At 72.3% G+C, this 26,357-nt stretch carries 25 protein-coding genes and 1 pseudogene; 19 read left to right on the forward strand and 7 right to left on the reverse strand.

Translation table 11 applies throughout. The annotated features are described in order from the left end of the window. Nucleotides 1-90: 90 nt before the first annotated feature. Entirely contained in the window at nucleotides 91-933 is an 843-nt protein-coding gene (locus tag ACIGJO_RS22005; RefSeq protein ID WP_399960531.1) for a siderophore-interacting protein, read from the reverse strand. Nucleotides 934-1,009: 76 nt separating this feature from the next. After that, nucleotides 1,010-1,918 (reverse strand): 5'-3' exonuclease H3TH domain-containing protein, encoded by a 909-nt coding sequence (locus ACIGJO_RS22010; RefSeq protein WP_399960822.1) that lies wholly within the window; start codon nucleotides 1,916-1,918, stop codon nucleotides 1,010-1,012. A 228-nt stretch (nucleotides 1,919-2,146) separates the two neighbouring features. Between ACIGJO_RS22010 and ACIGJO_RS22015 the strand changes: the two genes are divergently transcribed. The 4 genes from ACIGJO_RS22015 to ACIGJO_RS22030 all read left to right on the forward strand — a co-directional run bounded on the left by ACIGJO_RS22015 (nucleotide 2,147) and on the right by ACIGJO_RS22030 (nucleotide 7,510). Next, the gene (locus ACIGJO_RS22015; RefSeq protein WP_399960533.1) at nucleotides 2,147-3,241 is read left to right on the forward strand and encodes a glycine betaine/L-proline ABC transporter ATP-binding protein; all 1,095 of its coding nucleotides are present in this window, start codon (nucleotides 2,147-2,149) and stop codon (nucleotides 3,239-3,241) included. Next, nucleotides 3,234-5,867 carry an ABC transporter permease/substrate binding protein gene (locus ACIGJO_RS22020; protein WP_399960535.1) on the forward strand — a complete coding sequence of 878 codons (2,634 nt, stop codon included), beginning with the start codon at nucleotides 3,234-3,236 and terminating at the stop codon, nucleotides 5,865-5,867. The genes ACIGJO_RS22015 and ACIGJO_RS22020 overlap by 8 nt, the downstream gene beginning before the upstream one ends. 178 nt (nucleotides 5,868-6,045) lie before the next feature. After that, nucleotides 6,046-6,591 carry a helix-turn-helix domain-containing protein gene (locus tag ACIGJO_RS22025; RefSeq protein WP_266929313.1) on the forward strand — a complete coding sequence of 182 codons (546 nt, stop codon included), beginning with the start codon at nucleotides 6,046-6,048 and terminating at the stop codon, nucleotides 6,589-6,591. 211 nt (nucleotides 6,592-6,802) lie between these two features. After that, nucleotides 6,803-7,510, forward strand: coding sequence for a helical backbone metal receptor (locus tag ACIGJO_RS22030; protein ID WP_399960538.1), 708 nt, complete (start codon nucleotides 6,803-6,805; stop codon nucleotides 7,508-7,510). On the opposite strand, the gene ACIGJO_RS22035 is transcribed toward ACIGJO_RS22030, so the two are convergent. Further along, nucleotides 7,449-8,633: a TDT family transporter gene (locus ACIGJO_RS22035; RefSeq protein WP_399960540.1), complete on the reverse strand. Its 1,185-nt coding sequence runs from the start codon at nucleotides 8,631-8,633 to the stop codon at nucleotides 7,449-7,451. The two genes, ACIGJO_RS22030 and ACIGJO_RS22035, sit on opposite strands and share 62 nt — an antisense overlap. A gap of 70 nt (nucleotides 8,634-8,703) precedes the next feature. On the opposite strand from ACIGJO_RS22035, the gene ACIGJO_RS22040 reads away from it, so the two are divergent. Further along, nucleotides 8,704-9,642, forward strand: a complete 939-nt coding sequence (locus ACIGJO_RS22040) for a LysR family transcriptional regulator (RefSeq protein WP_399960542.1) — start codon at nucleotides 8,704-8,706, stop codon at nucleotides 9,640-9,642. Between the two features lie 77 nt (nucleotides 9,643-9,719). Here the strand turns inward: ACIGJO_RS22040 and ACIGJO_RS22045 are convergent, their stop codons facing one another. Both ACIGJO_RS22045 and ACIGJO_RS22050 read right to left on the reverse strand, forming a co-directional pair. Next, nucleotides 9,720-10,469, reverse strand: coding sequence for a gamma-glutamyl-gamma-aminobutyrate hydrolase family protein (locus tag ACIGJO_RS22045; protein WP_399960543.1), 750 nt, complete (start codon nucleotides 10,467-10,469; stop codon nucleotides 9,720-9,722). A 107-nt stretch (nucleotides 10,470-10,576) separates the two neighbouring features. Continuing rightward, nucleotides 10,577-11,314 (reverse strand): FadR/GntR family transcriptional regulator, encoded by a 738-nt coding sequence (locus ACIGJO_RS22050; protein WP_399960545.1) that lies wholly within the window; start codon nucleotides 11,312-11,314, stop codon nucleotides 10,577-10,579. 74 nt (nucleotides 11,315-11,388) lie between these two features. Between ACIGJO_RS22050 and ACIGJO_RS22055 the strand changes: the two genes are divergently transcribed. The 5 genes and pseudogenes from ACIGJO_RS22055 to ACIGJO_RS22075 all read left to right on the forward strand — a co-directional run bounded on the left by ACIGJO_RS22055 (nucleotide 11,389) and on the right by ACIGJO_RS22075 (nucleotide 16,009). Beyond that, nucleotides 11,389-12,750 carry a glutamine synthetase family protein gene (locus tag ACIGJO_RS22055; protein WP_399960547.1) on the forward strand — a complete coding sequence of 454 codons (1,362 nt, stop codon included), beginning with the start codon at nucleotides 11,389-11,391 and terminating at the stop codon, nucleotides 12,748-12,750. Between the two features lie 8 nt (nucleotides 12,751-12,758). Beyond that, entirely contained in the window at nucleotides 12,759-14,177 is a 1,419-nt protein-coding gene (locus ACIGJO_RS22060; RefSeq protein ID WP_399960549.1) for an aldehyde dehydrogenase family protein, read from the forward strand. 6 nt (nucleotides 14,178-14,183) lie between these two features. After that, nucleotides 14,184-14,972, forward strand: coding sequence for a 3-oxoacyl-ACP reductase (locus tag ACIGJO_RS22065; protein ID WP_266929305.1), 789 nt, complete (start codon nucleotides 14,184-14,186; stop codon nucleotides 14,970-14,972). Nucleotides 14,973-15,014: 42 nt separating this feature from the next. Beyond that, nucleotides 15,015-15,086 (forward strand): annotated as a pseudogene (locus ACIGJO_RS22070) (hypothetical protein); the annotation flags it as partial. A 209-nt stretch (nucleotides 15,087-15,295) separates the two neighbouring features. Further along, nucleotides 15,296-16,009, forward strand: a complete 714-nt coding sequence (locus tag ACIGJO_RS22075; protein ID WP_399960552.1) for a hypothetical protein — start codon at nucleotides 15,296-15,298, stop codon at nucleotides 16,007-16,009. A gap of 43 nt (nucleotides 16,010-16,052) precedes the next feature. Here the strand turns inward: ACIGJO_RS22075 and ACIGJO_RS22080 are convergent, their stop codons facing one another. After that, nucleotides 16,053-17,255, reverse strand: a complete 1,203-nt coding sequence (locus tag ACIGJO_RS22080) for an amino acid deaminase/aldolase (RefSeq protein ID WP_399960554.1) — start codon at nucleotides 17,253-17,255, stop codon at nucleotides 16,053-16,055. 698 nt (nucleotides 17,256-17,953) lie between these two features. Here ACIGJO_RS22080 and ACIGJO_RS22085 point away from each other — a divergent pair. From ACIGJO_RS22085 to ACIGJO_RS22100, 4 genes are all read left to right on the forward strand, one after another. Beyond that, the gene (locus ACIGJO_RS22085) at nucleotides 17,954-18,865 is read left to right on the forward strand and encodes a hypothetical protein (protein ID WP_399960824.1); all 912 of its coding nucleotides are present in this window, start codon (nucleotides 17,954-17,956) and stop codon (nucleotides 18,863-18,865) included. Next, nucleotides 18,862-20,040 (forward strand): type VII secretion-associated serine protease mycosin, encoded by a 1,179-nt coding sequence (gene mycP, locus ACIGJO_RS22090; RefSeq protein WP_399960556.1) that lies wholly within the window; start codon nucleotides 18,862-18,864, stop codon nucleotides 20,038-20,040. The genes ACIGJO_RS22085 and mycP overlap by 4 nt, the downstream gene beginning before the upstream one ends. A gap of 98 nt (nucleotides 20,041-20,138) precedes the next feature. Beyond that, a complete protein-coding gene (locus tag ACIGJO_RS22095) occupies nucleotides 20,139-20,867 on the forward strand; it encodes an SseB family protein (protein ID WP_399960559.1) in 729 nt (242 codons plus the stop codon). Nucleotides 20,868-20,969: 102 nt separating this feature from the next. Continuing rightward, on the forward strand, nucleotides 20,970-21,683 hold the full coding sequence (locus ACIGJO_RS22100; RefSeq protein ID WP_399960561.1) for an MIP family channel protein: 714 nt from the start codon (nucleotides 20,970-20,972) through the stop codon (nucleotides 21,681-21,683). A 93-nt stretch (nucleotides 21,684-21,776) separates the two neighbouring features. Here ACIGJO_RS22100 and ACIGJO_RS22105 read toward each other — a convergent pair whose 3' ends face one another. Next, the gene (locus ACIGJO_RS22105) at nucleotides 21,777-22,148 is read right to left on the reverse strand and encodes a DUF1844 domain-containing protein (RefSeq protein WP_399960563.1); all 372 of its coding nucleotides are present in this window, start codon (nucleotides 22,146-22,148) and stop codon (nucleotides 21,777-21,779) included. Between the two features lie 342 nt (nucleotides 22,149-22,490). On the opposite strand from ACIGJO_RS22105, the gene infC reads away from it, so the two are divergent. From infC to ACIGJO_RS22130, 5 genes are all read left to right on the forward strand, one after another. Then, nucleotides 22,491-23,198, forward strand: coding sequence for a translation initiation factor IF-3 (gene infC, locus ACIGJO_RS22110; protein ID WP_399960565.1), 708 nt, complete (start codon nucleotides 22,491-22,493; stop codon nucleotides 23,196-23,198). A gap of 119 nt (nucleotides 23,199-23,317) precedes the next feature. Further along, nucleotides 23,318-23,512: a 50S ribosomal protein L35 gene (gene rpmI, locus ACIGJO_RS22115; protein WP_003970213.1), complete on the forward strand. Its 195-nt coding sequence runs from the start codon at nucleotides 23,318-23,320 to the stop codon at nucleotides 23,510-23,512. 106 nt (nucleotides 23,513-23,618) lie between these two features. Next, nucleotides 23,619-24,002, forward strand: a complete 384-nt coding sequence (gene rplT / locus ACIGJO_RS22120) for a 50S ribosomal protein L20 (RefSeq protein ID WP_003970214.1) — start codon at nucleotides 23,619-23,621, stop codon at nucleotides 24,000-24,002. A 116-nt stretch (nucleotides 24,003-24,118) separates the two neighbouring features. Next, nucleotides 24,119-24,958 (forward strand): TrmH family RNA methyltransferase, encoded by an 840-nt coding sequence (locus tag ACIGJO_RS22125; RefSeq protein ID WP_399960567.1) that lies wholly within the window; start codon nucleotides 24,119-24,121, stop codon nucleotides 24,956-24,958. Between the two features lie 201 nt (nucleotides 24,959-25,159). After that, nucleotides 25,160-26,335, forward strand: coding sequence for an ATP-binding protein (locus tag ACIGJO_RS22130; protein ID WP_399960569.1), 1,176 nt, complete (start codon nucleotides 25,160-25,162; stop codon nucleotides 26,333-26,335). The last annotated feature ends 22 nt before the right edge of the window (nucleotides 26,336-26,357 follow it).

Genomic DNA, 26,357 nt, shown 5'->3' on the forward strand with positions numbered 1-26,357 from the left:
TACGAAGGCGCGAAAGTGCGCGGGCGCGCGAAGGCGCGCGAAGGCGCGCGGATGCGGGCCTGTGCGTGCCCGCGGGCGTGACGGCGCGCGCTACGCGGCGCCCTCCTGCTCGCGCTCCACCTGGTCGTTCCACTCGCGCTTGACGGCGCGCCAGGCGTCGTCGTTCTTCCCGAGCCGCCAGTAGCCGGAGATCGACAACTGCTGGAGGGGGATCTTCCGGTCGAGCCGCAGATAGCTGCGGATCTGCTTCACGAAGCCCGCCTCCCCGTGCACGAACGCCTGCATCTCACCCGCGGGGAAGTCCAGCCCCTTCACTGCGGCGGTCAGGGCCTCGCCGACCGGGCGGTCACCGCGGTGCAGCCAGGTCACCGACACTCCGTCGGCCGTCACGACCTTCTGCTCCTCCGAGGCGTCCTGCACCTCGATGAACGCGTGCACCAGCGCGCCTGCGGGCATCTGCTCCAGCGCCGCGGCGATCGCGGGCAGCGCGCTCTCGTCGCCGGCCAGCAGATGCCAGTCGGCCGAAGCCTGCGGGCCGTAGCCGCCGCCGGGGCCCAGGAACGTCACCTGCTCGCCCGGCCGGGCCCGCGCCGCCCACGGTCCGGCGAGACCCTCGTCGCCGTGCACCACGAAGTCGATGGCCAGCTCGCGGGAGGCCGGGTCCCAGGAACGCACCGTGTAGGTACGGGTGGTGGGCCACAGCTCGCGGGGGTGCGACTCGCGGATCGCGGCCATGTCGAAGGGGTGCGCGTAATCGGCGCCCTCGGGCGCGAAGCACAGCTTGACGTAGTGATCGGTGAAGCCGGAGAGCTCGAAGCCGGCCAGCCCGTCACCGCCGAGGACCACCCGCACCATGTGAGGGGTGATCTGCTCGGTGCGCACGACCTGCGCGCCCTGAGCCTTGGGTGCCTGCCGGACCGGCCGCTCTGCCACGGAGTTCTCCCTGATCTGGACATTCGGGGACCCGGGAACGGGATCCCGGAAAGTTAGGTAAACCTAACCTAGCATCTCAGGCCCGAAGAGTGGAGAGCAGTCTCCGCACGGCGCCGCCCAGGCCCCACTGCTCCGCCAGTGCTTCGAGGGCGGCCGGATCACGCGGCTCGCGGGGCAGTGCCGGGTCGAAGGCGGGCAGCGGTACGTCACCGGCGACCCGGACCACCTTCGGCGCGACGGCGACATAGTCCCGTGCCTCGTCCAGCCGCTTGCGCTGCGAGGGCGTCAGCCTGGCTGCCGGATCGTCCACGGCGGCCATGATCCCGGCCAGATCGCCGAAGGCGTCCAGCAGCTTGGCCGCCGTCTTCTCGCCGATGCCGGGGACGCCGGGCAGGCCGTCGCTCGGGTCTCCGCGCAGCAGGGCCAGATCGACATAGCCGGCACCGTCCACGCCGTACTTCTCGCGCAGCCACGCCTCGTCCGTCACCTGGAGCATCCCGACCCCCTTGAGCGGGTACAGCACGCGCACCTGCCGGGCGTCGTCGACCAGCTGATAGAGGTCGCGGTCGCCCGTGACGATGTCGACGGGGCCGGTCGCCAGGCCGGTGAGCGTCCCGATCACATCGTCCGCCTCGTACGGCGTGACGCCGACCCGGGCGATCCCCAGCGCGTCCAGCACGTCCTCGATGACCGGGACCTGGGGGGACAGGGTGTCGGGTGTGTCCTCCTCGTCGGCGAGCCCCTCGGCCGTCTCCACCGCCACCCGGTGCGCCTTGTACGTGGGGATCAGCTCGACGCGCCAGTGCGGCCGCCAGTCGTTGTCCCAGCAGGCGACCAGGTCGTCCGGGCGGTGGTCCTGCACCAGGCGGGTGATGAAGTCGAGCAGTCCGCGCACGGCGTTGACCGGGGTGCCGTCCGGTGCGCGCACCGAATCGGGGACGCCGAAATAGGCGCGGTAGTAGAGGGAAGCGGTGTCGAGGAGCATCAGGCGTCGCGTCACACCCCGATGATGCCCCACGCCGCTGACACCGGCCTGAAGGTGACTTGAATCACACTTGTGTTTGGTGTGTGTAAGTGCGGGCAGGCGCGCCACCGGAGCGGACCACGTCGCATTTTCAACTAATGCGCGTGCAGTGCGGACCGAATCCGCACCGCTCCACGGTCTGCCGGAGGGGGTGGCAGACCGTTTTTCGGTTCAACGCGTGAGGTGTATGTGTCAAGGCTGCAAGCCGACCACTTGTACAAAGTGTTCGGCAGACGACCCGATCAAGCCGTGCGGAAACTCGAGAGCGGCACCGGCCGCGACGAGCTGCGCGCCGACGGAACGACCGCAGCGGTGATCGACGCCTCGTTCACCGTGGAGCCGGGCCAGATCTTCGTCGTGATGGGTCTCTCGGGGTCCGGCAAGTCCACGCTGCTGCGGATGCTCAACGGACTGCTCGACGCCACTGCCGGACGTGTGCTGTTCGACGGCCAGGACCTGACCGCCCTGAGCCCCCGGGAACTGCGTCATGTCCGGTCCTCCAAGATCAGCATGGTGTTCCAGCACTTTGCGCTCTTCCCCCACAGGAGCGTGCTGGAGAACGCCGCCTACGGTCTCGAAGTGCAGGGTGTGCCGCGCGCCGAGCGTGAGCAGCGCGCCGCCCAGGCGCTGGAACTGACCGGCCTGGCCGGCTGGGAGAAGTCCTGGCCCGACGAACTTTCCGGCGGTATGCAGCAGCGCGTGGGCCTGGCCCGCGCGCTGGCCACCGACGCCGATCTGCTGCTGATGGACGAGTCCTTCAGCGCGCTGGATCCGCTGATCCGCCGTGACATGCAGGACCAGCTGCTCGAACTCCAGAAGCGGCTGAAGAAGACGATCGTCTTCATCACCCACGACCTCAACGAGGCCATGCGCCTCGGTGACCGGATCGCCGTGATGCGCGACGGGCGGATCGTCCAGCAGGGCACCGCCGAGGACATCCTCGTCCGTCCGGCCAACGACTACGTCGCGTCGTTCATCCAGGACGTCGACCGCTCCCGGGTGCTCACCGCCGGTTCGATCATGGAGCAGCCCGAGAAGGGCCGCTCCGAGGCGGACCTGCTGGCCGAGGCGCCCGCGACCGTGACCGCCGAGACGCCGATCGCCGAGCTGTTCACACCCTGTTCCACCAGCGGGGTCGCCGTGGCCGTCACCGATGCCGGGGGCGGGGTGATCGGTGTCGTGCCGCGCGGACGTCTGCTCGCCGCACTCGGTGAGGAGCCGCGTGTCGAGGACGTACCGTCCACCCGGCCCGCCGACGTCGAGAAGGTGAGCGCCGGTGCCTAGGTTCACCTTCGGCGAGTGGGTCGAGAGCGCGGTCGACTGGCTCCAGTCGAACCTCACCTGGATCTTCGACGCCATCAAGGCCGTGCTCGGCGGAATGTACGACGGGGTCAACGCCGTCCTCGGCGGCGGTGAGCCGCTGCTGATGGCCGCGATCTTCGCCGTCATCGCGTTCTGGCTGCGCGGTGCGGTTCCGGCCGTGCTCACCTTCGCGGGCTTCGCCCTGATCGACTCCCTCGCCCTGTGGAACGACGCGATGGCCACGCTGTCGCTGGTCGTCGTGGCTGCCGTGATCACCATCGTGATCGCGGTCCCGACGGGCATCTGGGCCGCGCGGAACAACAGGGTCAGTGCCGCGCTCCGGCCGGTCCTCGACGTCATGCAGACGATGCCCGCCTTCGTCTACCTGATCCCCGGCGTCATGTTCTTCGGCGTCGGCGTCACCCCCGGGGTCATCGCCACCATCGTGTTCGCGATGCCCCCCGGCGTCCGGATGACCGAGCTCGGCATCCGTCAGGTGGACAGCGAGCTGGTCGAGGCCGCCGAGGCGTTCGGTACGACGCCCCGTGACACCCTGACCCGGGTGCAGCTGCCGCTCGCCCTGCCGACGATCATGGCCGGTATCAACCAGGTCATCATGCTGGCGCTGTCGATGGTGGTCATCGGCGGTATGGCGGGCGCGGGCGGTCTCGGCGAGAAGGTGTACGCCGCGATCACCCAGCTCCAGGTCGGCCTCGCGGCCGAGAGCGGTATCGCCGTCGTCATCCTCGCCATGTACCTGGACCGGATGACCGGCGCGCTCAACGAGCGGGTTTCCCCGCTCGGCCGCCGGGCCGCCGCCAAGATCGCCTCCGGCGCGCGTGGCCTGAAGATCACCCACTACAAGCCGGGCACCGCCGTCGCGATGATCGGTGTGGTCGTCCTCGCGCTGATCGCGGGCGGACTCAACATCGCCGGTTCGGACGACGGCGGGAAGAGCGCCGCCGGTGACAGCGCGAACGTCGGCAAGGGCCAGAAGATCAACCTGGGCTACATCCCGTGGGACGAGGGCATCGCCTCCACGTTCCTCTGGAAGGAGCTCCTGGAGCAGCGCGGCTACACGACCGACATCAAGCAGCTGGACGCCGGTCCGCTCTACTCCGGCGTCGCGCGCGGCGACATCGACTTCCAGACGGACTCCTGGCTGCCCACCACGCACAAGGACTACTGGGACAAGTACAGCTCCCAGATCGACGATCTCGGTTCCTGGTACGGGCCGACCTCGCTGGAGCTGACGGTTCCCTCGTACGTGAAGGGCATCGACTCGCTCGACGACCTCAAGGGTCAGGGCAAGAAGTTCAACGGCAAGATCATCGGCATCGAGGCCAGTGCCGGGATGATGGGCACGCTCAACGAGAAGGTGCTCAAGGAGTACGGCCTGGAGGGTGAGTACAAGGTCGTCTCCTCCAGCACGTCCTCGATGCTGGCCGAGCTGAACGCCTCGATCAAGAAGAAGGAGCCGGTCGTGGTGACCCTGTGGTCGCCGCACTGGGCCTACGGCAAGCACGACCTGAAGAAGCTCAAGGACCCCAAGGGTGCCTGGGGCAAGGGCGAGAACGTGCACACCGTCGCCCACAAGGGGTTCGCCGAGAAGGCGCCGGCGGTCTCCGAGTGGCTGAAGGACTTCAAGCTCACCGAGGAGCAGCTCACCAGCCTGGAGAACGAGATCCAGACCGCCGGTCAGGGCAAGGAGCAGGAGGGCGTACGCGCCTGGCTGAAGAAGTCCCCGGGCCTCGTCGACCAGCTCGCCCCGCTGCCCGAGGACGCCGGTGGCGGCCGCCAGGGCGAGGACGCGGGCAAGACGGTCAACATGGGCTACTTCCCGTGGGACGAGGCCATCGCGAGCACCTACCTGTGGCAGAACCTGCTGGAGGACCGCGGCTACCGCACGACCGTCAAGCAGCTGGACCCCGGTCCGCTCTACACGGGTCTCGCGCAGGGGCAGATGGACGTCCAGTTCGACTCCTGGCTGCCGACGACGCACAAGGCGTACTGGGACAAGTACAAGGACAACCTCACCGATCTCGGTTCCTGGTACGGGCCGACCTCGCTGGAGCTGACGGTTCCCTCGTACGTGAAGGGCATCGACTCGCTCGACGACCTCAAGGGTCAGGGCAAGAAGTTCAACGGCAAGATCATCGGCATCGAGTCGAGCGCCGGGATGATGGGCACGCTCAACGAGAAGGTGCTCAAGGAGTACGGCCTGGAGGGTGAGTACAAGGTCGTCTCCTCCAGCACGTCCTCGATGCTGGCCGAGCTGAACCGCTCGATCAAGAAGAAGGAGCCGGTCGTGGTGACCCTGTGGTCGCCGCACTGGGCCTACGGCAAGCACGACCTGAAGAAGCTCAAGGACCCCAAGGGTGCCTGGGGCAAGGGCGAGGAGATCCACACGGTCGCGAAGAAGGACTTCGCGAAGGACTTCCCCGAGCTCACCCGCTGGCTGAAGGACTTCAAGCTCACCGAGGCGCAGCTGGCCTCGCTGGAAGTGGAGATCCAGAACGGGGGCGGTGGCAAGGAGAAGGAATCCGCCCGCCGCTGGATGGACGCCAACCCCGAGGTGGCCGCCGCGCTGACGCCCGTCGGCAGCTGATTCGGGCACCCGGCCAGGAAGGGGACGGCCCCGGTTCAGCACCGGGACCGTCCCCTTCGCCATGGCCGAAGAACGCCCCTGGCGGGTTTCCCGCCTCTTCTCCCGTGCTCCATCTCCCGAACGATGTGCGTAGTGTGCTCGCAACCGGGAGGATGGCCAGGCGGGAGGGAGCCCGGACATGGACGAGAAGGAAGCACTGCGGGTCGGTGCCGCGGTCCGCCGACGGCGCAGAACCCTGGGGCTCACACTGGCCTCGGTCGCCGCGCGCAGCGGACTGTCCGTGCCGTTCCTGAGCCAGATCGAGAACGAGCGCGCCCGCCCCAGCGCCAGGTCGCTGGACCGGGTCGCCGAGGCGCTGGAGACGACGACCGCACGGCTGCGGGCCGCCGCAGACTCGGCGCGCTCGGTGGACGTGGTGCGCGCGGGCGAGGGGGACGGGGTGCGCCGCGTGGTGCGCGGCCGCCACCAGCTCAGCGCGCTGGAGTTCACCGGTGAGCAGGATCTGGGGCGCGAGTTCCAGCACCGCAACGACGAGGTGATGTACGTCGTCGAGGGCGCCGCCGAGGTGGAGGCCGAGGGGCAGGCGTACCGGCTGGAGCGCGGCGACACGCTGTTCCTGTCCGGCGGTGTCCGGCACCGCTGGCGCGCCACCGTCCCGGAGACCCGGCTGCTGATCGTCTCGGTGGCCGAGAACATCGACGCCACGTACGATTCCCGCCGCTGACCGCCGCTGACCGCCGCTGACCGCCGCTGACCGCCGCTGACCGCCGCTGACCGCCGCTGACCGCCGCTGACCGCCGCTGACCGCCCCGGGCCTCCGTGGACCTCCGTGGACCTCCGTGGACCTTCCCGGGCTGCCCTGGACCTCCCCGGACCGCCCCGGCCCGGCGGAGTCACCGGCCCGTCGCCGTACGTCCGTCCGAGAAAGGCCCGCCGTGCGTGTCGTCTCCCTGGTCCCCTCGCTCACCGAGGCCGTCGCCGCCACCGCACCCGGACTGCTGGCCGGGGTCACCGACTGGTGCACCCACCCGCCGGGCCTGGCCGCCGCCCGCGTCGGCGGCACGAAGAACCCCGATGTGGCGGCGGTGGCCGCGCTGCGCCCGGACCTGGTCATCGCCAATGAGGAGGAGAACCGCGCCCCCGACCTGGCCGCGCTGCGGGAGGCCGGGCTCGATGTCATGGTCACCGTGATCCGCACCCTCGACGAGGCCTTCACCGAGCTGGAACGGGTACTGGTCACCGGCTGCGGCCTCGGCCGGCCCCGCTGGCTGGACGAGGCGGAGGCCGCCTGGGCGGCGGTCCCCGCGCCGGGATCCCCGCGCCCGGCGGTCGTGCCCGTCTGGCGCAGACCCTGGATGGTGCTCGGCCGTGACACGTTCGCCGGTGATCTGCTGGCCCGCCTGGGGGTGCGCAACGTCTACGCGGACCACGCCGAGCGCTACCCCCGTATCCCGCTCGCCGAACTGAACGCGTCCGGCGCCGAACTGGTCGTGCTGCCCGACGAGCCGTACCGCTTCACCGCCGACGACGGGCCCGAGGCCTTTCCCGCGCTGCCCGCCGCACTCGTCGACGGGCGCCACCTCACGTGGTACGGGCCGTCACTGGCCGAGGCGCCCGCGGTGCTGCGAGCAGCGCTCCGCTGACCAGCCCGCGCAGCGTGGCCGTCCCGGCCACCGCCCAGGCGGCCACCAGGAACACATACAGCGCGACGGCCAGCCAGGTGAAGACGTCGAGCCCGGTGTGCCGGGCCAGCCCGGCGGCCCCGGTCACACACGTACCGACCGGGAAGGTGAATCCCCACCACGTCATCGCGAACGTCATCCCGGCACGCAGCGCCCGCACCACCATCGCCAGGGCCAGCGCCAGCCACAGCAGCGCGAACCCCATCACCGGCACCCCGTAGAGCACGGCGAACGCACCGAAGGCCGAGGCGTACGGGGCACCGGCCGCCCCCGGCGCCACATCGGCCAGCTGATTGACCGCGGTGGTCGACTGGCCCAGCGGACCCAGTACCAGGAACAGCGTCGGCGTCAGCGCGAGCGGCAGCGGCCCCTGGTGGACCAGCCGCGCGAAGACGGCCGGGAGCACCACCAGCGTGGCCAGCAGGGACAGCCCGAACATCGCGTAGCAGGCCATCAGCAGCGTCTCGCGCCACTGGCCCGCAGGCAGTTCGGGCACCAGCAGCGCGCCGAGCGAGGCGGAAACCATCGGCGCCACCAGCGGCAGCAGCCAGACGGGTGAGGCGCTGCCGGGCTCCAGGCGGTGGCGCACGACCATCAGATACGGGACGGTGACCGCGGCGGCGAGACCGATCAGCGTGCCCGCGACGTACAGCACCGTGTTCACGACCAGCGCGGCCTGCTCACCGATGACGTCCTTGCCGACCACCATGGTGCCCCCGCCGACAGCGAGCAGAGCCATCGACAGGCACCCGTAGAACGGGGCGACGGCCGGGTCCAGGAGATGGGCGCGGGCCTGGTCGCGGTGGTGGATCCAGTGCCCCGCACGGGCCACCAGGACAGTGGCGAGCCACAGCGCGGAGAGCGCCCACACGACGGTGCACACGGCCCGCAGGCCCGGCACTTCCAGGGGCAGCGCGACACCCGCGCTCGCGACGATCGCGGTCCCCATCACGGAGGCGTACCAATTGGGGCCGATGTGCCGCAGGGACGGCAGCCGGACGGCGGCCGTCCGGGGGGCGACGGACGGGGAGGACGACGGCGTCCGGGGCTGGGGTTCTGCCTCGGTCTGCGGAAAGATGGCCATGCCACGATTCTTGGCCGGGCCACCGCTCCCCACCAGGGAGTCCGTCCCTATGAGGTCATAAGCTGGCTTTATGCCCAGCGATGAACACGTACCCCTGTCCCACCGGGTTCCCGACCTCGGGGCGCTGGAGCTGCTGCTCGCCGTGGCCCGGCACGGCAGCCTCGGACGGGCCGCCCGGGACGTCGGTGTCACCCAGCCCGCCGCCTCCAGCCGCATCCGGTCGATGGAGCGGCAGCTCGGCGTCGCCCTCCTGGACCGCTCCCCGCGCGGCTCCCGGCTGACCGACGCGGGCGCCCTGGTCACCGACTGGGCGCGCAGGATCGTCGAGGCCGCGGAGGCGTTCGACGCGGGGGCCCAGGCACTGCGCGACCGGCGGGACTCGCGGCTGCGGGTCGCGGCGAGCATGACGATCGCGGAGTACCTGCTGCCGGGCTGGCTCATCGCGCTGCGCGCCCAGCGGACGGACACCGCCGTGTCCCTCGTCGCGGGGAACTCGGCCGCGGTCGCCCGGCGGCTGGTGACCGGTGAGGCCGACCTGGGGTTCGTGGAGGGCCTGTCGATACCGGAGGGCCTGGACGGTACGGTCATCGCCCACGACCGCCTGGTGGTCGTGGTCGCGCCCTCCCACCCCTGGGCCCGCCGCCGGACACCGCTGCTGCCGGCGGAACTGGCCGCGACCCCGCTGATCCTGCGGGAGCACGGCTCGGGCACCCGGCAGGTCCTGGACGCCGCGCTCGCCCCGCACGGCGGGCTCGCGCAGCCGTTGCTGGAGCTCTCCTCCACGACCGCGGTGAAGGGCGCGGCGGAGAGCGGCGCGGGTCCCTGTGTGCTCAGCGAACTGGCGCTGGGCGAGGAGCTGTCGGCCCGCCGTCTGGTGAAGGTCCCGGTCGCGGGCGTACGCCTCCGCCGCCAGCTGCGCGCCGTATGGCCCTCCGGTCACCGGCCCACCGGACCGGCCCGGGACCTGCTGTCCCTCACCCGGCCGGACGCCGACGCGCCGGGCGTCTGAACGGGGCGGGGCCGCCGGGAGGGCAGGTCCCGCGGGGACCCCCGGCGCACGGCATCCGCCCCGCCGCCCGGCGGACGTCAGACCCGGCCGGGTGCCGAGACCAGGGCGGTCCGGCCGGCGCCCCGCCGGTCCGGCCCCGCCGATGCGGCCGCCACCAGCGCCCGCATCACCCGCGGGTCCTCGCCCATCTCCGGGTGCCACTGCACGCCCAGCACCCACTGCGGTCCGGGGAGTTCGACCGCCTCGACGGTGCCGTCCGCCGCGTGGGCGGAGGCCACCAGCGCCGGGGCCAGCCGGTCGACGGCCTGGTGGTGGTAGGTCGGTACGGAGCACTCCCCGGCGACCACCGACGCGTAGCGGGTACCGGGCACGGGTGTCACCACATGCTCGCCGAGGATTCCGGTCGTGCCGGGCGGACCGGCGTGCCCCTCGATGTGCTGGATCAGGGTGCCGCCCAGGACCACGTTCAGCAGCTGCATGCCCCGGCAGATCCCGAGCACCGGGATTCCCGACTCCAGCGCCGCGTCGAGCAGAGCCTTCTCCCAGGCGTCGCGCTCCAGGGCCGGCGGCCCGGTGCGGGGGTCGCGCTCCGCCCCGTACATCCCGGGCCCGACATCGGCGCCGCCCGCCACGACGAGGGCGTCCAGCCGGGACACGGCGGCCGCGGCCCGCTCGGGGGAGTCCGGCGGGAGCAGTGCGGCCAGCCCGCCGGAGCGCTGCACCAGAAGCGGGTACGCGGCGGGAAGGACGGCTGCGGGCAGCTCCCAGACACCCCACCTGGCCGCGGGCTCCAGATAGGTGGTGATGCCGATGAGAGGTTCGGGCATGGTGCGGTCCCTTCGGTAGGCCGCGTGCAGCGGGCCGAAGTCAATGGTGTCACCGCATACCTTAGGGTCTCGGCGCGATGCGGCAAGGAGGCGGACCGATGCTCCGGTCAGGCCAGGAAGCCGCGCAGCAGCGCCGCCGTTCCGGCGCAGTGCTCACGCATCACCGCGCGTGCGGCCTCCTCGTCCCCGTCCAGGACGGCCTCGACGAGAACGGTGTGCTGATGCTGCGAATGCTCCAGGTTGCGCACGAGCAGGGGGATGCAGTCCAGCAGGTCGTTCACCGTGGCGCGGACCGCCGCGTACTGGGCGGCCAGCGACGGCGAACCGGAGAGCCGGGCCAGTGTCAGGTGAAACAGGGTGTCGTGCCTGCGGTAGTCGGGCAGAGGTGTCTCGTGTGTCGCCGCCAGTGCCCTGCGCAACCGGTCCGCGCCCTCGCCGGTCAGCCCGTGCGCGGCGCAGAGTCCGGCCGCTCCGGTCTCCAGGACCTCGCGGAAGCGCAGTACGTCCTCCATGTCGACCTCCGCCACCCGGCGCCGCAGCTCGTCCTCGCCGGCCGTGCCGGTGCGCGGTGTCACGAACGTGCCGCCGTAACGGCCGCGCCTGCTCTCCACCAGGCCCTGCTCCTGGAGCACCTTCAGGACCTCGCGCAGCATGACCCGGCTGATCCCGAGCAGTTCGGCCAGCTCCCGCTCCGCGGGCAGCCGTTCGCCGCCGGCCACCAGACCGAGCCGGATCACCTGGAGGATCTGCTCCAGTGCCTCCTCGAAGCCGTTGCCCGCGCGGACGGGGCGCAGCACCGGCTCCAGGCGGGCCGCCGCCGGATGCTCACCGGATTCCTCGGTCACGTTCCGTTTCCCTTTCTTTCAAAGGTCTCATCCCATACCTTAAGGCTTCCGTCCGGCCGAAGGAGGAATATCCCGTGGCAGTGCGAACACCCCCGCTCGGTATCGAGGAACTGCGTGTCCTCGTCGCGAGCGGTGAGATCGACACCGTCGTCCTCGCCTTCCCCGATATGCAGGGAAGACTGCAGGGCAAGCGGTTCGCCGCCGCCTTCTTCCTCGACGAGGTCATGGAACACGGCACCGAGGGCTGCAACTACCTGCTCGCCGTGGACACCGACATGAACACCGTCGACGGCTTCGGGATGTCCTCCTGGGACCGGGGCTACGGCGACTTCGCCATGCGCCCCGACCTCAGCACCCTGCGCCGCGTCCCGTGGAACGAGGGCACGGCCATGGTCATCGCGGACCTCGCCTGGGAGGACGGCTCGCCCGTCGTCGCGGCCCCCCGACAGATCCTCCGCCGCCAGCTGGAGCGGCTCGCCGGACTCGGCCTCACCGCCCACGTCGGCACCGAACTCGAGTTCATCGTCTTCAAGGACACCTACGAGCAGGCCTGGGACCGCAACTACCGCGGTCTGACACCGGTCAACCAGTACAACATCGACTACTCGGTCCTCGGCACCGGCCGTATCGAGCCCCTGCTGCGCCGGATCCGCAACGAGATGGCGGGCGCCGGCCTCACCGTGGAGTCGGCCAAGGGCGAATGCAACCCCGGCCAGCACGAGATCGTCTTCCGCTACGACGAGGCACTGGTCACCTGCGACCAGCACGCGGTCTACAAGACCGGCTCCAAGGAGATCGCCGCCCAGGAAGGTGTCGCGCTCACCTTCATGGCCAAGTTCAACGAGCGCGAGGGCAACTCCTGCCACATCCACCTCTCGCTCCAGGATGCCGAGGGCCGCAACGTCATGGCGGGCGAGGACGGCGCGATGTCCCCGCTGATGCGCCACTTCCTCGCCGGACAGCTGGCCGCGCTGCGTGACTTCACCCTGCTCCACGCCCCGAACATCAACTCCTACAAACGGTTCCAGCCCGGCTCCTTCGCCCCGACCGCGGTCGCCTGGGGCCACGACAACCGCACCTGTTCCCTGCGGGTCGTGGGCCACGGCCGCTCGATGCGCTTCGAGAACCGGCTGCCCGGCGGCGACGTCAACCCCTACCTGGCCGTCGCCGGTCTGATCGCCGCCGGACTCCACGGCGTCGAACAGGAACTGGAACTGCCCGAGGGCTGCGAGGGCAACGCCTACACCTCCGGATATGAGCAGGTCCCCACCACCCTCCGGGAAGCCGCCGGACTCTGGGAACGCAGCGAGGTGGCCCGTGCCGCCTTCGGCGACGAGGTCGTCGGGCACTACCGCAACATGGCGCGCGTCGAACTCGAAGCCTTCGACGCCGCGGTGACCGACTGGGAGCTGCGCCGCTCCTTCGAACGCCTGTGAGGAACCCCGTGACCACCGACCACCGCCCCGCCGCTCCCGACGCCCCGCACCACGCACCCGACGCGCCCGACGCCCACGACGTACTGAACCCGGCCACCGGGGAGCACCTCGCCACCGTCCCGGCCACCACCCGGGCCGGGGTGGACGCCGCCGTGACCCGGGCCGCCGCCGCCCAGCGCACCTGGGCCGCCCTGGCCCCGGCAGACCGCGCCCGGCTGCTGCGCCGCTTCGCGGCAGCGGTCGACGCCGAGACCGAGTCCCTGGCCCGGCTGGAGACGGCCGAGGCGGGACATCCTCTCGGCAACGCCCGCTGGGAGGCCGGCAACGTACGCGATCTGCTCGCGTACGCCGCCGGGGGAGTGGAGCGCCTCAGCGGCCGGCAGATCCCGGTGGCGGGCGGAATCGACTTCACCCTGCTCGAACCCCTCGGTGTCGTCGGTGTGATCGCCCCCTGGAACTTCCCCATGCCGATCGCCGCCTGGGGCGTCGCACCCGCCCTCGCCGCGGGCAACGCCGTCCTCCTCAAGCCCGCCGAGACCACCCCGCTCACGGCCCTGCGGCTGGCCGAGATCGGGCGGGCGGCCGGCCTTCCCGAAGACCTCTTCCAGGTGCTGCCCGGAGCGGGCGCGGTGACCGGTGACGCCCTGGTCGAACACCCCGGCGTCGCCAAGATCGTCTTCACCGGTTCCACCCGGGTCGGCAAGCAGATCATGGCCAAGTGCGCCGACCGGGTGAAGCGGCTCACCCTCGAACTCGGCGGCAAGAGCCCCAACATCGTCTTCGCCGACGCCGACATCGAGGCCGCCGCGGCAGCCGCCCCCATGTCCTTCCTGGACAACGCGGGCCAGGACTGCTGCGCCCGCACCCGCATCCTCGTCCAGCGCTCCGCGTACGACCGCTTCCTGGAACTGCTCGCCCCCGCCCTCGCCGCGGTCGTCGTCGGGGACCCGGCCGACGAGAAGACCCAGATGGGGCCGCTGATCTCACGAGCCCAGCTGGAACGGGTCCGCGGCTACGTCCCCGGGGACGCTCCGGCCCTGCGTGGCAGCGCCCCCGAGGGTCCCGGCTTCTGGTTCCCGCCGACCGTCCTCACCGGCGTCGCCCCGGACGCGCCCGTCGCCACCGAGGAGGTCTTCGGCCCGGTCGCGGTCGTCCTCCCCTTCGAGGACGAGGCCGACGCCGTCCGGCTCGCCAACGCCACCGACTACGGCCTCGCGGGCTCCCTGTGGACCCGCGACGTGGGCCGGGCCCTGCGCGTCGCCCAGGCGGTCCGGGCCGGGAACCTGTCCGTCAACTCCCACTCCGCCGTCCGCTACGGGACACCCTTCGGCGGCTACAAGCAGTCCGGCCTCGGCCGCGAGCTGGGCCCCGACGCCCTGACCGCCTTCACCGAAACCAAGAACGTCTTCCTCAGCACGGAGGCCTGAACCAGCATGAGCAACGACAACGAGAGCATCTGCCGCCGACTGGTCGGCCGCACCGCCGTCATCACCGGAGCGGGCAGCGGGATCGGCCTGGCCACCGCCCGCCGGCTGGCCTCGGAAGGGGCCCATGTCGTCTGCGCCGACATCGACGCGGCCGCGGGCGGGGCCGCCGCCGAGGAGGCCGGCGGCCTCTTCGTACAGGCCGACGTCACCGACCCGGGCCAGGTCGAGGCACTCTTCAAGGCCGCGTACGACACCTACGGCTCCGTCGACATCGCCTTCAACAACGCGGGCATCTCACCGCCCGACGACGACTCCATCCTCACCACCGGCCTGGAGGCGTGGAAGCGCGTCCAGGACGTCAACCTCACCTCCGTCTACCTCTGCTGCAAGGCCGCCCTGCCCTATATGCGCCGCCAGGGCCGCGGCTCCATCATCAACACCGCGTCCTTCGTGGCCAGGATGGGCGCGGCGACCTCCCAGATCTCGTACACCGCCTCCAAGGGCGGCGTGCTCGCCATGTCCCGGGAGCTCGGCGTGCAGTTCGCCCGGGAGGGCATCCGGGTCAACGCCCTGTGCCCGGGGCCGGTCAACACCCCGCTGTTGCGGGAGCTGTTCGCCGCCGACCCGGAGCGCGCGGCCCGCAGGCTCGTCCACATCCCGCTCGGCCGCTTCGCCGAGGCGACCGAGATCGCGGCAGCCGTCGCCTTCCTGGCCAGCGACGACTCCTCCTTCGTCAACGCCACCGACTTCCTGGTCGACGGCGGCATCTCCGGGGCCTATGTGACCCCGGTCTGACAGCCCACGCGGCCCGCCGCACCCGGACCCTGGAGTGGGGGCATGAGTCACGCGACACCGCCCGGCCGGTACCCGGACGCGGGTGCGCCCGGCACCGAGCGCTGGTGGGACGGAACGGCCTGGACCGCGCACACCCGCCCGCTCGCCGCCGCCCAGCCCGTTGCGCAACAGCCGTACGCGGCGCAGTCGTTCGGGCCCGGGCCGCTTCCCGCGCTGCCGCGGCAGCGGGCCGGTGGCAGCGCGCCCCCGGGAGGCGGGCCCCGGGCGGCGGGGCCCGCACCCGCGTCCTGGCGGTCGCCCTGTCCGGGCTGGTGCTCGCCGGGGTGGCCGTCACGGCGGCCGTGCTGCTGGGCGGGGACGACGGCGGTACGGGCCCGGCGGCGGTGTCCAGCGGCACGCCGCCGCCCGCCAGCGCGTCGGCCACCGCCTCCGTCGGCACCCCCGCCCCCGGCGACTCACCGGACGAGGACCCCGGCATCCTCACCGATCAGCTCAACGGGATCACCCTGCCGGTCCCCGCGGGCTGGGAGAAGCCGGAGAGCACCGTCGACGACGCGATCACCATGCGGACCGCCGGCTCCTACTCCTGCCCCGGCGACTTTGGCGCCTTCTGCTACCACGGCACCGTCACCACCCGCACCCCCAGCCGCACCGACGCGACCACCCCCGAGGCCCTGGCCGAGCAGGACATCCCCACGGCCGCGGACCGCGTGTACGAGGAGAACCTCGTCGGCCGGCGCGTCCACGGCGGCATCGTGCCGCACAAGGTGCTGAGGTCGGAGTCGGTGAGCGTGGCGGGACGTACCGGATATCTGGTGCGCTGGCAGGTCACCACCGCCAAGGGCCCCGGCGGCGTGGTGCAGTCGGTGGCCTTCCCCTCGGCGGTGGGCAGCGGGACACCGGTCCTCGTCCGCATGGCGTTCGACGCCGGACAGAAGGACCTGCCGCTCTCGCTCATGGACACGATCACCCGGGGCATCCGCCCGGTCGGCGACAGCGCGACGGGCGGCGGGGCCGGCAGCTCGGTCGCGCCCTGAACGCCGCGTACCGCCGCACACCGCTGTGCGCGGCGGCCGCCGGTCAGAGGAAGGTGCGGCCCTCGCCCCGGTACGTCGGAACGGTCGCCGTGATCCGGTCGCCCTCGATCAGCCGAAGCTCCTCGAAGCGCTCGCACAGCTCACCGGCCTTGGCATGCCGGAACCACACCTTGTCGCCGATCAGCAGGTCGTCCGCCGGGGCGCCGAGCAGCGGCGTCTGCACCTCGCCCGCGCCCTCCTGCGGGTCGTAGCGCAGCCCCTCGGGGAGATACGGGACGGGCAGCCGGTCCGCACCGGCCGCGCCGGACGCCGGATAACCGCCGCCGAGCACCGTCACCACGCCCACCCCGGGCCTGCGCACCACGGGCTGGGCGAACAGCGCCGCCGGACGGCCGGTGAACGACGTGTAGTTGTCGAACAGCCGGGGCACGTACAGCCCGGACCCGGCCGCGATCTCCGTCACCGCGGGTTCGGCCGCGGTGTGCTGCACGCTGCCCGTGCCACCGCCGTTCACGAACTCCAGGCCGGGCGCCACCGCCCGGACCGCCCGCACCACCTCGGCCCGGCGGACCGCCAGTTCCCTGCGGGCCGCGGACTGCATCAGCCGGATCGCCCGGGACCGCAGCGGACTCCCCGCGACCGAGTCGCCGACCCCGGCGACATGGCCCTCGTACGCCATCAGGCCCACCAGCCGGAATCCCGGGCGGCGGGCGACCGCGCGGGCCAGCTCCGCCAGCTCGGCGGGCGAGCGCAGCGGTGAGCGCAGCGCGCCGACCCGGACCCGGCCGCCCAGCAGACGCAGCGAGGTGTCCAGTTCCAGACAGACCCGGATCTCCTCCTTCCCGCCGGACCGCGCCGCGTCGATCAGCTCCAGCTGTGCCCGGTCGTCCACCATCACCGTCACCGCGGCGGCGAGCTTCGGGCCGGCGGCCAGCTCGGCGAACGCGGCGCGGTCGGCGGACGGGTAGGCCAGCAGCACATCCTCGAAACCGGCCCGCGCCAGCCACAGCGACTCCGCGAGCGTGAACGACATGATCCCGGCGAACCCGGGACGCGCGAGCACCCGCTCCAGCAGGGCCCGGCAGCGTACCGACTTGCTCGCCACCCGGATCGGCTTCCCCGCCGCCCGGCCGACGAGATCGTCGGCGTTGGCGTCGAAGGCCTCCAGGTCGACCACCGCGATCGGGGCGTCGAGATGGGCGGTGGCCCGGTCGTACCGGGCCCGGTCAGTGGCGCGGGCAGTCATGGCCGCAGCTTGCCAGACACCCGTACCGCTGGGTAGGGGGACGATCGGGGCAGATCCCCCGGGCGTGGCGTCCCGTTGCCCTCCGTGGCCCCCCAGCCCGTAGAGTGACGGGCACGCGCGAACCAACGGGCCTGCCCGTGACGGTGATCTGCGGACGGTACGGGGACGTGAACCAGGGGGCGGGCCGGATGAGTGCCGAAGCGCAGCGCGCTCCCGTGCCGCCCCGCCCGGCCACTTCGCCGCCCGCCCCGGCAACCGCGCCCGGGGTCCCGGCACCGGCGTCTCCGGTGAAGCCGCAGCCCGGACCGCCCCCCGCGGCTCCTCCGGCCCCGCCCGCCGCCGCTCCGCCCGCCCAGCCGCCGACCCCGGCGTCCGCGCCCGCACCGCCGCCCCCGCGGACCGCCGCCGGGACCCCGCACGCCCCCGCGCCGGCCACCCCTGCGCCGGTCACCGCCCCGGCGCCCGCTCCCGCCGAGACCACCGCCCGGCTGCGCCCCGTACCGCCCGCGCCCCGGCGCACCGCCCCGCAGCCGGCCCAGACACCGCAGCCGGTCCAGACACCGCAGCAGGGACGGACACCGCAGCCGGTCCAGACACCGCAGCAGGGACAGGCGCCGCAGACGCGGCCGCAGGTGCCCGCGCACCCCGCCGTGCCGCCGCCCCCGCCCCCCGCGACCCGGCGCAGACCCGTCGGCGCCGTGGACCTCACCCCCCGCCCCGGCACCGCGTCCACGCCCGGCGGCGCCCACCCCGGCCCGCCGCCCGCGCACCCCGCCCCGTACCCCGTACCGCCCCGCTACGGCTTCCCCGAGACGCCCGCGGAGACGACGACCCGGCTGCGCCCCGTACGCCCGCGGCGCCGGGGGAGGACCGCGGCGGCGGCCACCTGTGTCGTCCTCGGTCTCGGGCTGATCGGCGGCGCTGTCACCGGCACCTGGCTCACCGGTGACTCCTCGGCCGAACCGGGCACCCGCAGCGCGTACGCCACGGGCCGCACCGTCTGGCACACCGTCCCCGTCGACACCCTCTTCCCGCGCACGCTCAAGGGCATCGGCGCGGGCCCCGGTGCCACGGACCGGGTCTGGACCAGGATCGCCGTCGCCCCCGACAGCGGCTGCGCCAAGGGGGTCGATCCCCTGCTCCTGACGACCCTGCGCCCGGTCGGCTGCGAGCGCATGGTGCGGGCCACGTACACCGACGCGACCCGCAGCAGCGTCACCACGGTCGGGATGATCTTCACCGAGGCCTCCGAGAAGGGCATGAGAGCGCTCGCGACCCGCTTCACCGATCAGCGCCTCGGCGCGCGCAAGGACCTCATGCCCCGTACGTACGCCGTCGAGGGGACCGTCGCGGCGGCCTTCCGCGACGGGCAGCGTGCCAGCTGGACGGTCCATGTCCTGACCGAACTCCCCGTCGTCGTGTTCGCCGTCTCCGGCTTCGCGGACGGGCGCACCGTCGCCGACCCGCAGCCCGCCGACGTGGCCACGGCCGCCGGAGCGACGACCGCCGTCGCCCAGGCCGGGCTCGGCCACGAGGCCGGCGGCCTGGCGGACCGGGTCGAGCGCGGGCTGCGCGGGACCGTCGCCGACCTCACGGAGAAGCCGGAATGAACCGCCGCCGCCGTGTCCTCGCCGCGGCCTGCGCCGCCGCCGTCCTCGCGCTCTCCGCGGCCGCCCCCGCCCACGCGGACGCCATCCGGGACCAGCAGTGGGGTCTGGCCGCCCTGCACACCGACCGGGCCTGGCAGACGACCAAAGGCAGGGGCATCACCGTCGCCGTCCTCGACACGGGGGTCGACGACACCCACCCCGACCTCGCCGGACAGGTCCTCCCCGGCAAGGACCTCATCGGCTTCGGCGCCGGCCGGGGAGACGCGGCCTGGGCGCTGCACGGCACCGCGATGGCCGGCATCATCGCGGGCCGCGGACGGGGGCCGGGGCGCGGCGACGGCATCCTCGGCATCGCCCCCGAGGCACGGGTCCTTCCGGTCCGGGTGATCCTGGAGTCCAACGACACCTCCCGCGCGAAGGCCCGCAAGTCCCGCGGCACCGCGCTCGCCGAGGGCATCCGCTGGGCCACCGACCACGGCGCCGATGTCATCAACCTCTCCCTGGGCGACGACAGCAAGTCCGCGCACCCCGAGCCGGGCGAGGACGCCGCGATCCAGTACGCCCTGGGCAAGGGCGTGTCCGTCATCGCCTCGGCGGGCAACGGGGGCGAGAAGGGGGACCGGGTCTCCTATCCGGCCGCCTACCCCGGGGTCATAGCGGTCGCGGCCGTCGACAAGCACGGCACGCACGCCTCGTTCTCCACCCGTCGCTGGTACGCCACCGTCAGCGCGCCCGGCGTCGACATCGTCGTCGCCAACCCGGACCGCAAGTACTACATCGAGTGGGGCACCTCGGCCGCCTCGGCCTTCGTCTCCGGAGCCGTCGCCCTCGTCCGCGCCGCCCACCCCGGGCTCACCCCGGCCCAGATCAAGAAGCTCCTCGCGGACACCGCCCGCGACGCCCCGGCCAACGGCCGTGACGACGCCCGCGGTTACGGCATCGTCGACCCGGCCGAGGCCATCGAGACCGGCTCCCGGCTGCGCCCCGCCGACCTGAGCGCCCGGTCCGCCACCACCGGGTACCGCGAGCGGTACTTCGGCCCCGGCCCCACCCCGCCGCACAAGGAACCGGCCCCCGTGAACTGGCTCGCCCCGGCCGCGGGCGGCCTCGGTGCCGTCCTGCTGGCCCTGGCCGTCGTCCTGTGGCGGGGCGGGACGCTCACCGGGCGCCGCTGACCGCCGGGACGGCCCTCCCCGTGCCCCGGCGGCCGGAGCCGGCAGCCCGCGCCCGACCTGTTGTCGGGGCCATGGGACACAGGGACTACGCTCGTCCCGTGGCGCTCAAGAACATTCCGGACCCCGGTTTCTCCGACGACGACGGCTCGGCCGCTCCCGCACTGACGGCGGCGCTCGCCGCCTGGTCGCAGGACCGCACGGCACTCGGCCCGGTTCTCGAAGCCCTTCTGGGCGCCCGGCTGCTCGTTCCCGTGGTCGCCGTCCTCGGCGAGGTCGAGGAGGACGAGAACGGGCTGCGCCGCGAGAAGACCAGCGACATGGCGGTGCCCACGCTCCAGGCCGGTGACCGGCGCGCGCTGCCCGCCTTCACCTCCACCGCCTCGCTGGCCCGCTGGGACCCCGAGGCACGCCCCGTCGCCGTCCCCCTGCACCAGGCACTCCAGGCCGCCGCGCACGAGAAGGCCGACACGGTGGTGCTGGACCTCGCCGGGCCCGTCGCGTTCGAGCTGACCGGCCCGGCACTGCTGGCGCTGGCCGAGAACCGCACCAGTACCGACCCGCTCCAGGACCCGGCGGTCGTCGCGGCGGTACGCGACACCGTCGCCGCCGAACCCGCCGTGGTCCGCGCCCACCTCGGTCCGGGCCGGGCCGACGGCACGCTCGCACTGGTCCTCGCACCGGACGCCGTACCCGCCGAGGCCGCCCGCCGCGTCGCCGAGGCGCTGTCGGCCAGCGAGGTCCTGCGGGCCAGGCTGGTACGCGGTCTCGATCTGGCGCTGCTGCCCGCCGGGACGGCCACCGAGGGTGACCCCCTGTTCGCCCGCTGACCGCCCGAACGGCTCAACGCGCGCATCTCGCTCCGTACCGTGAGAATTGACGGGAAATCGGTGGAAACCGACTGATCGCCCCAGATCTCGCGAGGTGGTTGTATGCAGACGCGGACAGTGGTGTCGGAATTCCTGGGCACGCTGCTGCTGGTCTTCTTCGCCGTCGGATCGGCGGTGCTCGCTGTCGAGTACATCGGGACGGTGGGCATCGCCCTCGCGTTCGGCTTCACCCTGCTCGCGCTCGCCTACGCGCTGGGCCCGGTCTCCGGATGCCATGTGAACCCGGCGGTCACCCTGGGCATGCTGCTGGCCCGCCGGCTCGACCTCCGCACGGCCGTCGAGTACTGGGTGGCCCAGTTCCTCGGCGCCATCGTGGGTGCGGCCCTGCTCTTCCTGCTGGCGAAGCAGGTACCGGGGCTGAAGACGAGCGGCGCGTTCGGGAGCAACGGCTACGACGACCGGTCGGCCGTCGGCATCAACCTGGGCGGAGCCTTCCTGGCCGAGGTGGTGCTGACCTTCCTGCTGGTCTTCGTGGTGCTCGCGGTGACCCACAGGGTCGCGGTCGTCGGCTTCGACGGGCTCCCCATCGGGCTGTCCCTCGCGGTGATCCACCTGGTGGGCATCCCGCTGACCGGTACCTCGGTCAACCCGGCCCGGAGCCTCGGCCCGGCCCTGTTCGCGGGCGGCGCGGCACTCTCCCAGCTGTGGCTGTTCATCGTGGCGCCCCTGGTCGGCGGTGCCCTCGCGGCGCACGCGCACCGGCTGACCCATCCGGTGCCGGCCCAGGAGGCCGCCGGGCTCGGCGGGACCGGCTGAGCGGGAGAGGGGCGACGCCCCGGCCCGGACACGCGAAGCGCGGGCCCGCCTCCGCCGGAGGCGGGCCCGCGCTTCGCGTGTCCGGGGGAGCGGTCAGCCGTAGACCGGGCCGGTGTACTTCTCGCCGGGGCCCTGGCCGGGCTCGTCCGGTACCAGCGACGCCTCGCGGAAGGCCAGCTGGAGCGACTTCAGGCCGTCCCGCAGCGGGGAGGCGTGGAAGGTGCTGATCTCCGTGGTGCTCGCGTCCAGCAGGCCGGCCAGGGCCTGGACCAGCTTGCGTGCCTCGTCCAGGTCCTTGTGCTGCTCGCCCTCCTCGGTCAGGCCGAGCTTCACGGCGGCCGCGCTCATCAGGTTGACGGCGACCGTGACGATCACCTCGACCGCGGGGACCTCCGCGATGTCGCGGGCCATGTCGTCGAAGCCGGGAGAAGCGGAAGAACCGGTGCTGGGGGTCGCGTCACTCATGCCCCACACGATAAGGCCAGGCCCGGAGGTCACCGCCCGCGGGAGTCCGGAGCCGGGGGATTAGCGCACCCGCCACCGGGCTGCTAACCTTGTGTAACGACCGGCCGGACATCTATGTGCCCGGCCCACAAGTGGAGGCTCCGATCTCCCACCTGGCTGTCCTCCAAGGACGGCGGGTCACCGGTCAGGTGGCGACCATCGTTCCGTACGGACGATGGAGCCGCCCGATGCGCCCCGCGGTTGACCGCGGCGGTGTTCCGGTATTTCCAGGAGCCCCGCCTGTGTCCCGTCCGGGGCATTTTTGATGTTCCGGCTCGGTTGGTCTTATGAAACAGACGTTACGTGGCTGTCCGCCAGGCGGTCGCGTGGTGCTACCGAGGAGGATCCATCAGCGCCGAGCCCCGCATCAACGACCGGATTCGCGTTCCCGAGGTGCGACTTGTCGGTCCCAGCGGCGAGCAGGTCGGGATTGTTCCGCTTGCCAAGGCCCTGGAGCTCGCACAGGAGTACGACCTCGACCTGGTCGAGGTGGCGGCGACCGCCCGTCCGCCCGTGTGCAAGCTCATGGACTACGGGAAGTTCAAGTACGAGTCGGCCATGAAGGCCCGTGAGGCGCGCAAGAACCAGGCGCACACGGTCATCAAGGAGATGAAGCTCCGGCCGAAGATCGACCCGCACGACTATGACACCAAGAAGGGTCACGTCGTCCGGTTCCTCAAGCAGGGCGACAAGGTCAAGATCACGATCATGTTCCGTGGTCGTGAGCAGTCCCGCCCCGAGCTGGGCTTCCGACTGCTCCAGCGTCTCGCTTCGGATGTCGAGGACCTCGGTTTCATCGAGTCCAACCCGAAGCAGGACGGCCGGAACATGATCATGGTTCTGGGCCCGCACAAGAAGAAGACCGAAGCCATGGCCGAGGCCCGTGAGGCCCAGGCCGCCCGCAAGGCGGAGCGTCAGGGCTACGCGCCCGACGCCGAGTCCGAGGGTGAGGCTGCCGAGGCTCCGGCCGCGGACGCCGAGGCTCCGACCGAGACACCTTCCGAGGCGTGACCTTCGGGGGCCGCCATCCAGGCGCCCCGGGTCCCTGCGGAATCCCATAGAGATCTGACGCCCCTGCAGTCCGGTGCCCGCACCGTGAGGGGCGCCACTGACGAGGAGAGAACGGCGCGATGCCGAAGAACAAGACGCACAGCGGTGCCAGCAAGCGCTTCAAGATCACCGGCTCCGGCAAGGTGCTCCGCGAGAGGGCCGGCAAGCGGCACCTGCTCGAGCACAAGTCGTCCAAGAAGACCCGCTCGCTGACCGGCACGGTCGTCGTGGCTCCGGCCGACGCCAAGAAGATCAAGAAGCTTCTCGGCAAGTGAGGTCCGGCCCCCGGTGAATCCGGGGGCACGACCTCGATCACACCGGGACCAATTCGTTTCCGGGCCGTGTGAGGACCACCACGGCCCCGCTACAAGGAGTTAACAAGTGGCACGCGTCAAGCGGGCAGTCAACGCCCACAAGAAGCGCCGGGCAATCCTCGAAGCCGCCAGCGGCTACCGCGGTCAGCGTTCGCGCCTGTACCGCAAGGCCAAGGAGCAGGTCACCCACTCCCTGGTCTACAACTACAACGACCGCAAGAAGCGCAAGGGCGACTTCCGTCAGCTGTGGATCCAGCGCATCAACGCCGCTGCCCGCCAGAACGGCATGACGTACAACCGCCTCATCCAGGGTCTGAAGGCCGCCAACATCGAGGTGGACCGCAAGATCCTGGCCGAGCTCGCGGTCAACGACGCCAACGCGTTCGCCGCCCTCGTCGAGGTTGCCCAGAAGGCCCTCCCGAGCGACGTCAACGCCCCGAAGGCCGCCTGATCAAGGCCGCTCTTCCAGGTATCTGAGCCGGACCCGCAGGCGTACACCGTCTGCGGGTCCGGTGCGTTGCACCACCTGATCCCCACCTCCGTACGCAGAGAGGCTCGCCGCCGACCATGGGCACCCCCGAACTGATCTCCCCGCGCTCGCCCCGTGTCACCGCCGCCCGGCGGCTGGCCAAGCGAAACTTCCGCGGCAAGGAGCGCCGGTTCATCGCAGAGGGGCCGCAGGCCGTGCGCGAGGCCGCCGGGCACCGGGGCAGCGACGGCGAGCCGACCCTCATCGAGCTGTTCGCCACCGTCGAGGCCGCCGAGCGCTACACCGACATCGTCGACGCCGCCCACGCCGCGGGTGCCCGGGTGCATCTCGCCGACAGCGAGGTACTGGCCGATGTGTCGCAGACCGTCACCCCGCAGGGTCTGATCGGCGTCTGCCGCTTCCTGGACTCGCCGTTCGAACAGATCCTCGCCGCGAAGCCCACGCTGGTGGCCGTGCTCGCCAACGTACGGGACCCCGGGAACGCCGGTACGGTGCTGCGCTGCGCCGACGCGGCGGGCGCCGACGCGGTCGTGCTCACCGATGCCTCGGTGGACCTCTACAACCCCAAGTCGGTACGGGCATCGGTCGGGTCGCTGTTCCATCTGCCGGTCGCCGTCGGCGTCCCCGTCGAGCACGCCGTGCGCGGGCTGCGGGACGCGGGGGTGCGGATCCTCGCCGCCGACGGCGCGGGCGCCGACGACCTCGACGACGAGCTGGACGCGGGCACCATGGGCGGGCCCACCGCCTGGGTCTTCGGCAACGAGGCCTGGGGCCTTCCCGAGGAGACCCGCGCGCTGGCCGACGCCGTGGTCCGGGTTCCCATCCACGGCAAGGCGGAGAGCCTGAACCTCGCGACCGCCGCGGCCGTCTGTCTGTACGCCTCCGCACGGGCGCAGCGCCCCCGCCGTACCGCCTGAGCGGCCGTACCCGCCTCCCCGCGGCACCCCCCGGAACCGGTGCACATCTGTTCACCGACTGTTACCGGCCACGGTCCGGGCCCGTGCCACCGGCGCACCGGCCGAGTGCGCCCCCGCAGGGTGTCGCTCGTTCCCCGGCGACTAGTAGGGTGACGAACTCGGGGGCCCACTGCACCGGTTCGAGAGGTGGGGTACGGGAATATGGCTGTCGGCATGAGTCCGCGTCAGGCACACAAGGCCGTCGTGCGCACCGGAGCGGACCGGGACGGCACCGGCCCGGACACCACGGACCCCGGCGGTGACCTCCGGGGCGCTCTCCTCGCCGGCGTCGACCCGGACGACCTTCCCGACGGTCTCGTCGTCGCCGACGAGAGCGGCCGGGTCATCTGCTTCAACACCGCCGCCGCCCGGATCACCGCCACCCCCGCCGCCGCCGTACTGGGCCGGTCCCTGGAGCACGCGCTGCCCCTGGAGGACCTCAAGGGGAAGCGCTGGTGGTCCCTGACGGATCCCTACGGGGGCCTCGCCACCCGGGGCGGACAGCCCGAGCGCAATCTCCTGCTGCCCGGCGGCCGTGAGGTCCTGGTCTCCGCACGCTACGTACGCGAACGGCCCACCGGCCCGGTGCGCCGGGTGGTGGTCTCCCTGCGCGGGACCGAGGCCCGCCGCCGTACCGAGCGCAGCCACGCCGAGCTGATCGCCACGGTCGCCCATGAGCTGCGCTCCCCGCTGACCTCGGTCAAGGGCTTCACCGCGACGCTGCTGGCCAAGTGGGAGCGGTTCACCGACGACCAGAAGCGGCTCATGCTGGAGACCGTCGACGCCGACGCGGGCCGGGTCACCCGGCTCATCGCCGAACTGCTCGACATCTCCCGGATCGACTCCGGCCGGCTCGAACTGCGCCGTCAGCCGGTCGACATCTCCGCCGCCGTCGAGCGCCATGTCCAGGCCCTCACCGCGAACGGCCAGGCGCCCGACCGCTTCCTCGTCCGCACCCGGCAGCCGCTGCCCGATCTGTGGGCCGACCCCGACAAGGTCGACCAGGTGCTCGGCAACCTGCTCGAAAACGCGGTGCGTCATGGCGAGGGAACCGTCACCATTGAGATCGCCCCCGCACCCGCGCCGGCGAACAGTGACGAGACAGGGACGGCGGTCACCGTGAGCGACGAAGGTCCCGGCATCCCCGAGGAGTCGATGGGCCGCGTCTTCACCCGCTTCTGGCGGGGCAGCAAGCGCGGCGGGACCGGCCTGGGCCTGTACATCGTCAAGGGCATCGTCGAGGCCCACGGCGGCACGATCAGCGTCGGCCGGGGGCCCGGCGGCGGCGCGGAGTTCCGATTTATTCTGCCCGTGAGCGCGCCGGGCTACTTGAGCTAGCAGAATCCGCGGAGCGACCGGA

The organism is Streptomyces sp. NPDC079020 (genome assembly GCF_044542225.1).
Classification (GTDB): Bacteria; Actinomycetota; Actinomycetes; order Streptomycetales; family Streptomycetaceae; genus Streptomyces.